At 69.5% G+C, this 7,572-nt stretch carries 7 protein-coding genes and 1 pseudogene; 2 read left to right on the plus strand and 6 right to left on the minus strand.

Annotation, left to right across the window (positions count from 1 at the left end; translation table 11 throughout):
• Together JWQ05_RS15715 and JWQ05_RS15720 are read left to right on the plus strand one after the other, a co-directional pair.
• Positions 1-444, plus strand: a pseudogene (locus JWQ05_RS15715) (hypothetical protein); the annotation flags it as partial.
• Positions 445-582: 138 nt separating this feature from the next.
• Positions 583-1,134: an alpha/beta hydrolase gene (locus tag JWQ05_RS15720; RefSeq protein ID WP_299660146.1), complete on the plus strand. Its 552-nt coding sequence runs from the start codon at positions 583-585 to the stop codon at positions 1,132-1,134.
• Between the two features lie 17 nt (positions 1,135-1,151).
• On the opposite strand, the gene JWQ05_RS15725 is transcribed toward JWQ05_RS15720, so the two are convergent.
• The 6 genes from JWQ05_RS15725 to JWQ05_RS15750 form a co-directional block, all read right to left on the minus strand.
• A complete protein-coding gene (locus tag JWQ05_RS15725) occupies positions 1,152-2,180 on the minus strand; it encodes a YcjF family protein (RefSeq protein ID WP_299660159.1) in 1,029 nt (342 codons plus the stop codon).
• 34 nt (positions 2,181-2,214) lie between these two features.
• On the minus strand, positions 2,215-3,654 hold the full coding sequence (locus tag JWQ05_RS15730) for a YcjX family protein (protein ID WP_299660149.1): 1,440 nt from the start codon (positions 3,652-3,654) through the stop codon (positions 2,215-2,217).
• A gap of 115 nt (positions 3,655-3,769) precedes the next feature.
• A complete protein-coding gene (locus JWQ05_RS15735; protein WP_299660151.1) occupies positions 3,770-5,026 on the minus strand; it encodes a hypothetical protein in 1,257 nt (418 codons plus the stop codon).
• 82 nt (positions 5,027-5,108) lie between these two features.
• On the minus strand, positions 5,109-5,627 hold the full coding sequence (locus JWQ05_RS15740) for a histidine phosphatase family protein (protein WP_299660153.1): 519 nt from the start codon (positions 5,625-5,627) through the stop codon (positions 5,109-5,111).
• Positions 5,628-5,704: 77 nt separating this feature from the next.
• Complete coding sequence (locus JWQ05_RS15745) at positions 5,705-6,685, minus strand: aldo/keto reductase (RefSeq protein WP_299660155.1); 981 nt, start codon at positions 6,683-6,685, stop codon at positions 5,705-5,707.
• An 89-nt stretch (positions 6,686-6,774) separates the two neighbouring features.
• A partial coding sequence (locus JWQ05_RS15750) for a MoxR family ATPase (protein WP_299660157.1) occupies positions 6,775-7,572 on the minus strand: 798 nt, incomplete at its 5' end.

The raw sequence follows: 7,572 nt of genomic DNA on the forward strand, positions 1-7,572 counted from the left end.
ACCGTGCAGGACCTGCGCGCCCGCGCATCCAGTGCCGTCGATGACGCCCGAGGCTGGGTCGAGGACACGCACAGGTCCGGCCGTCGCCAGATTGGCGACCTCGGCGAGCGTGGCAGCGCCCGCCTCCAGGATGGCCGCTCCGCCGTCGAGGACTTCGTGGCGGAGCATCCGCTGCTGGTCGGCGTGGTCGGTCTCGCGGCCGGCATGCTGATCGGTGCTCTCCTGCCGCGCACTCGCACCGAGGACCAGAACGTCGGTCCCTGGGCCGACGAGGTTCGCGGCCAGGGGCTGCGCTACGCACGCGACTTCACCGATCGCGGTCGTGAATTCGTGGCAAGCGCCCTCGATCCCGAGAACCTGAATGCCGTGGTCCAGCGTGCCAGCGGCACCGAAGAGCCAGGCCCTGCGCCTCGCGCCGGAGGCACCGCGCCGCAGCAGCGTTGAGATCGGTCAGGTCAAGAATCGGACGTCCCGGAAGGGGTGGCATCGAAGGGTGCCACCCCTTTTCCGCATTCGCATCGTGAAGTCTTGGAAGGGCCTAGCCCCTCGACGCTTTCGGAGCGAGGCGCTATCGGACGACGCATGAAGATTGCCGATTGCGACATCCTGATCTTGCCCGGCTATGCCGGTTCCGAGGATGAACACTGGCAGGCCCGCTGGGCCGACCGTCTCTCGACCGGCCGGATCGTCGAGCAGGACGATTGGCACGAGCCCGACGCGGAAGCCTGGCGCACGCGCATCGCGGCGGCGGTGAATGCGGCGACCCGTCCCGTTATGCTCATCGCCCACAGCCTCGGGGTCGTCGCGGCGGTGCAGGCGGCGCCTCAGTTCCGGGCCGGCGCCGTGAAGGGTGCCCTCTTGGTCGCATTCCCGGACGTGGAGACCACACCGAAGCTCCCCCCCAGCGTGACCGCGTTCGCGCCGGTGCCCCGTGATCCCCTACCCTTTCCGTCGCTCCTGGTCGCGAGCCGGAACGACCCGTATTGCAGCTACGCGCGGGCGGAGGATTTCGCCTACGCCTGGGGTGCCGTCGTGGTCGATGCCGGCGAGTCGGGACACATCAATGTCGCGAGCGGGCACGGCCCCTGGCCGGAGGGACTGATGCGGCTCGCCGGTTTCATGAAGAACCTTTGAAACCACGCCCTCGGACCTCAGGCCTTCGGCTCGTCGCCGAGGGGTTTCAGCAACTCGCCGGCGACGTCCGACAGACGCGGCGGTGTTTCTCTCACGAACGGTAAGGGCCGGCACACCGCCATGGCGGCGAGGCCGAAGCGCGCCGTCATGAGCCCGTTGAGGACGCCCTCCCCGAGCTTGGCCGAGACCCGCGCGGCGATGCCGAGGCCCAGCACCTGCTGGATCATGCTCTCGCCCACCGCCATACCGCCGGTGACGGTGAGATGCGCGAAGGCCGCGCGCGCCAACCGCAGGAAGCCGAGGAAACCCGGGCGCCCGCCATAGATCGCCGCGATCCGGCGCAGCAGGCGCACGGCGGCGAACACCACGAACGCGACGTCGACGATGGCGCGCGGGCTCAGGGCCGTCACGGCCGAGACCTGCTTTGCCGCACCCGCGATGGCATTGCGCACCTGCCGGTCGAGGGGCGCCAGGAGTTCGTGCTCGGCCAGGCCGATCCGGTCATCGACGTCGAGGATCGCGTCGCCGAGGGTCTCCAGCCGGGAACGGCCCGCCGCCAGCGCCGCGTGGTCAGCGTAGAGCGCGGTCAGATCGCGCACCACGGCCTGCGCTGAGGTATGGTCGCGCGTCGCGATGGCCTCGATCGCCTGACCGCGCACGCGCTCGATCTGACGCTCGCGCCAGATGCCGGAGAGTTCGCGCGCCACGATGGCGAGAAAGGCCACGGCGGCCAGCACCAGCAACACCAGGGCGACGGCCCCGAGCCACGGCGCGGCGCTGAACAGGTCGGCGATCAGACGCTCGACCGAGAGCCCGATGCCGAGCGAGACGAGTCCGCCGAGGGCAAGCAGGAGCAGGCTGAGCCAGGGCGCGCGGCGCTTCGGGGCCACCGGCACCGCGACCCCGTCGGCGGCCTCCACGATCTCGAAAGGCTCCTCGACGATCCGCACCTGAGAGGGCGGTGGAGGGGCGACACCCTCCGCATTCGCGAGCGGCGCGGCCGCCGGGATGCGGAAGGCGCGGGGGCGGTTCGTCGGACCGTTCATGGTCGAGCTCATGGGCGGAACATCCTGACAGGCATCACGCGAGCTTGTCGCCGATGAGGAACTGCATGGCGCGGTCGAGCCGGATCTGCGGCAGGGCACCGGGGCGCCCTAACGCGTCGGGCTTCACCAACGGCGGTCGAAAGCGCGGAAAGCGCAGGGAGCCCGGCGGCACGCCGCCCTCCAGCACCGCTTCGGGTCGGGGCGGCAGCTCGCCGGGGAAGACCGCCGCTTCGCTCAAGCCGTCGAAGACCTCCTCACCGACGGTTTCGCCCGCTTCCGGCGTGCCCGAGACCGCCCGCAGGATCTCGTCCCCGTCGTGGATGGTGGTCTCGCGCGTCGCCCTTACGGAGGCGAGCGCCACGGTGCCGACGCGGGCACCGGCGGCTTCCGTCCGGCGCATGGCGCGGGAGACGAGCAGGCGCAGCAACGCGTCGAGACGGTCGTGGCTGGTCTGGTGCAGGTGGTCCGCCTTGGTGGCGGCGAACAGGATGCGCTCGGCACGCGGTGCGAACAGACGCGACAGGATGGAGTTGCGACCGATGCGGAAGCTCAGAAGCACCGAGTCCAGGGCTTCCTCGAGTTCCGCGAGGGCGGCCGGACCGGCATCCACCGCCGCCAGGACGTCGACCAGCACGATCTGTCGATCGACCCGCTGAAAGTGGTTGCGAAAGAACGGCTCGACGACCTTGGCCTTGTAGGCCTCGAAGCGCCGCTCCATGAGCCCGGCGAGGCTGCTCGGCACCAGAATCTCGGGCAGGTTGTCGAGGGGCGCGAAAGTCAGGGCCGGCGATCCAGCAAGATCGCCGGGCATCAGGAACCGGCCGGGCGGCGTCGTCGCCACCGCCTCCGGCCCGGCCCGCAGGGCAGACAGGTAGGTCTTGAAGGCGGTGCTCGCATGTTCGGCCACCACCTCGTCGAGGGGCCCTCGCGGATCGAGGTTCTTCAGAGTTTCGAGCCAGGGCGCGGCCATCGCGCCGCGTCCGCTGCGCCGTGTGCCCGCGATGGTGGCCCGCGACCATGCCGTGTAGGTCTGGTCGATCAGGGCGAGGTCGAGGAGCCACTCGCCGGGATAGTCGACCACATCGAGCATCAGGGTGCCCGGCCCCGAGCGCCAGGTCCCGCTGCGCTCGTACTCGATGGCGAGCCGGAACTGACTGATCCGGTCGGTGGAGCGCGGCCACAGGCGCTGCTCGGTCAGCGCCGCGTAGTGCTCCTCGTAGGGAAAGCGGGGAATGTCGTCGTCGGGCTGAGGCACCAGCCGGGCGCGGCGCAGGCGGCCCTCGTGCGCCGGCGCGAAGGCTGGCATGGCATGCGCCTCGACGAGGTGATGGATCAGCGCCGTCGTGAACACGGTCTTGCCGGAGCGCGCCAGGCCGGTGACGCCGAGGCGCAGGGTCGGCTGGATCAACAGGTCGCTCGACGCCTCGGCGAAGGCCTTGACCGCGGAACCCGCACGCGCGGCGAAGCTGTTCATGGCAACCTGTCGAGGGAGGACGAAAAGGACGGCGACGCGGGACGCCCGGCGCGATGCCGCTGAGGTGGCGCGCCGCATACGCCACCGCAAGGCTTGTCGGACGCGGACGGGACCATCAGGGCTGGCGTGTGGAGAGCGCGGCCAGGGTGATCGCATCGAGGCGCGCAATCGCGGCCTCGACCAGGGCCGGCCCGGCGCGCAGGCTCCCCAATTCGACGCTCGACATCGCGAGCATCACCGCCCGCAGGTTGGGCAAAGGGCGGCCCTCGGGGCTGAAAAGCGCCAGATCGTCGTCGACCTTGAGCCCGACGCTACCGGCGATGCGCGCGGCATAGTTGCGGATGCGCGTCTCGTCGTTGGCGCAGAGCGGCGCCGGCACGCTGAGATCGAGGAGCGGGATCGCCGGGACACCGGCCGCGATAGCCGGCAGCGCGGCGGATTCGGCGACGAAGCGTTTCTGCAGGAGCGTGGTCGACGAGGCAGGACCCCGTGTCTCCGGGCGCGAGGCGGCGCTCGCTTGGCCGAGGACGGCGCTGGGCTCCACGAGCAGCACCGACGGCTTGGCGATGATCGTGGAAGGTTTTGCCAGGAGTTGCGACGGCCGCACCAGCAGGTTGCTCTTCGCAGGCACGCCTCCGCTGGATGCCCGTGCGGTCGCCCCCTGCGATTCGGTGGCGGGCTTCGGTAAGGCGGCCGCCATCCTGCGCGGGTGCGCGCCCATCCGGGCCAGCGGCGACCAGGGCTGGATGCGCAAGGGCCCACCTCGTCCAGCGATAGCCGCGCGCGGCACGCCGCCGCGCGTGTTGCGGGCGAGAAAGCGCGCCCGCAGCGTTCGGCCGATCCCACGCGGTGCGAGATCGCCCGATACCTTCGAAGAGGGCCCGCGCGCCGCCGGCATCCCGCCACCGATCCGGCACTCCGCCGGAGCCCAGCGCCGGACGATCGCCAGCGCGGAACGTCTCCCGAACTCGCGGTAATAGCGCCGGAGCAATTGTGCCGCCGCGTCAGCACCGTCGGCGGCGGTGGCGAACCCCGTATGGCCCTCGGCATCCGCGCCGATCTCACCGTTCCAGCGCGCGCGCTTGATGCACCAGTAATTGTTCAGCTTCACGCAGCGCGCCACGAAAGCCGGCTCGGTCGCGGCGTAACGCGCCACCAAGGCGAGGGATGCCGGGCGCAAGGCGTCCCCGGCCTGCACGCGCCAGTTCGAGACCGCCCGCGCCTCGGGCTGGAAGACAGGGAAAGCCACGGGCTTTTCCTCCAGCCCCTGCAGGGCCGCGCTCCACATCCGAAGGTTGAGTCGGAGGTCCGGCACCGCCTCGTCGAGGCGCGGCAGCAGCGTCGTCAGGACGAGGAGCGTGGTCAGGAGCACGGGATCTGCGAAGCTTGCCGGGGACCAGGGCAACGGCCCGCGCCGTCGAACGGTTCATTCTACGTCGTTACGCCGGGTTCGCTCAGTCGTTGATGTCGAGTTCTCGCGGGGCGACGAAGCGCTCCAGCCGGCCGCTGCCCGCCGCGACCGAACCCCAGGTCTCGCCCTCGAAATCGATGACCGCGACGGCAGCCGTGGGAAATTCGACGGTGAGGCGCTTGCGTCCCGTCTTGTCGCCGGAGCCCGCGAGACGCAGCGCCAGTTCCTGAAGCCCGGGATTGTGCCCGATCATCAGGAGGCTCGCCGCCGTGTCGGGGGTCGACCGCAGGACGGCGAGCAGGGCGGAATCCGGCGCCTCGTAGATCGCCTGCACGATCTCCGGCTCCGGCCCCTTCAAGGCCGGCTGTACCGCGTCCCAGGTCTGGCGCGTCCGCAAGGAGGGCGAGACCACGACGGCATCCGGCCGCAAGCCTTCCGCCGCGAGATATTCTCCGACGCGCGGCGCCGTGCGCTTGCCACGCGAATTCAGGGGGCGGTCGAGGTCGGAAACGCCCGCCGGACGATCGGACTTGGCGTGACGTAGGAGAATGAGGCGACGCATGCGGACTGAGACTTTCCGAACAGAGACGTGCAGATCGGAGCAGCGGCAATAAAGCGAGCGCCGGACTGTCCGCGATCCTAGCTGAAACCGACGACGGGGTGCGGGGTGTAGGGCGCTTCGAGGGCCAGCATCTCCTCCGGCGTCAGCACGAGATCCAGGGCCGCCACCGCGTCGTCCAGGTGGCTGGTTTTGGACGCTCCGATGATCGGCGCGGTCACGGCGGATTTCTGCAGGACCCAGGCCAGGGCCACCTGTGCCCGGGGGACACCGCGCGCGGCGGCGATGGCTGCCACCTGCTCCACGATGGCGCGGTCCGCTGCCTCTGCCGAGGCGTAGAGGTGCCGACCAACATCGTCGCTGTCCTGGCGAGCGCTGCGGACATCCCAGTCGCGGGTCAGGCGCCCGCGCGCCAGGGGGCTCCACGGCAAAACGGCGATGTCCTGGTCGACGCAGAGCGGTAGCATCTCCCGCTCCTCCTCCCGGTGGAGGAGGTTGTAGTGGTCCTGCATCGTCGCGAACCGGGTCCAGCCGTAGCGGTCGGCGGTGAACAGCGCCTTGGCGAACTGCCAGGCGAACATCGAGGACGCGCCGATGTAGCGGGCCTTGCCGGCCTTCACCACGTCGTGCAGCGCCTCCAGCGTCACCTCGATCGGCGTGCCGTAATCCCAGCGATGGATCTGGAACAGGTCGACATGGTCGGTCCCGAGCCGCTTCAGGCTCGCATCGATGGAGGCGAAGATGGCTTTTCGCGAAAGGCCGCCGGCATTGGGCTGGCTCTTGAGGGGGAAGTAGCATTTCGTCGCGAGCACGATGGCATCGCGATCGGCAAAGTCGCGCAGCGCCCGGCCGACGATCTCCTCGCTCGTCCCGTCCGAGTAGTAGTTGGCGGTGTCGAAGAAGTTGATGCCGAGATCGAGGGCCTGGCGGATCAGCACACGGCTCTCATCCTCGCGCAGGGTCCAGGGATGGGGCCCGCGCTCGGGCACGCCGTAGGTCATGCAACCGAGGCAGAGGGGCGAGATGTCGAGGCCTGTGCGGCCGAGCTTCTTCAGTTTCATGGGGACGTTCCGCTGCGAGGACAGACGCGGTGACCCGACCTATCTGGTCCCGCGCCGTGTCCGCGCCAGGGGTCGTTTCGACGGGCCGGTCAGCTGCCGCGCTGTTCACGCCGCATCATGAAGGCGAGCTTCTCGAACAGGCCGACGTCCTGCTCGTTCTTCAGGAGCGCGCCGTGCAGCGGCGGGATGAACTTGCGGCCGTCGCGCTCGCGTAGCGTCTCGGGCGCGATGTCCTCGGAGACGAGGAGCTTGAGCCAGTCGAGCAGTTCCGAGGTCGAGGGCTTCTTCTTGAGGCCGGGCACCTCGCGGGTTTCGAGGAAGACGCGCAGGGCCACTTCGACGAGGCGATGCTTGATGCCGGGATAATGCACCTCGACGATGGCCTTCAGGGTCTCGGCGTCCGGAAACTTGATGTAGTGGAAGAAGCAGCGGCGCAGGAAGGCGTCCGGCAGTTCCTTTTCGTTGTTGGAGGTGATGAACACCACCGGCCGGTGCACGGCCTTGACCATCTCGTGCGTCTCGTAGACGTAGAACTCCATGCGGTCCAGCTCGCGCAGCAGGTCGTTGGGGAATTCGATGTCGGCCTTGTCGATCTCGTCGATCAGCAGCGCCACCGGCCGGTCGGCCGTGAAGGCCTGCCACAGCACACCGCGCAGGATGTAGTTGTGGATGTCCTTGACCTTCTCGCCGCCTTCGAGGTCCTTGAGCTGCGAGTCGCGCAGGCGGGACACCGCGTCGTACTCGTACAGGCCCTGCTGCGCCTTGGTCGTCGACTTGATGTGCCACTGCAGCAGCGGCATGTCGAGCGCCTGCGCAACCTCCTCGGCCAGCATGGTCTTGCCGGTGCCCGGCTCGCCCTTGACGAGCAGTGGGCGCCTGAGCGTGAT

Origin of the sequence: Methylobacterium sp., assembly GCF_028290105.1 — a bacterium.
Lineage (GTDB): Bacteria > Pseudomonadota > Alphaproteobacteria > Rhizobiales > Beijerinckiaceae > Methylobacterium.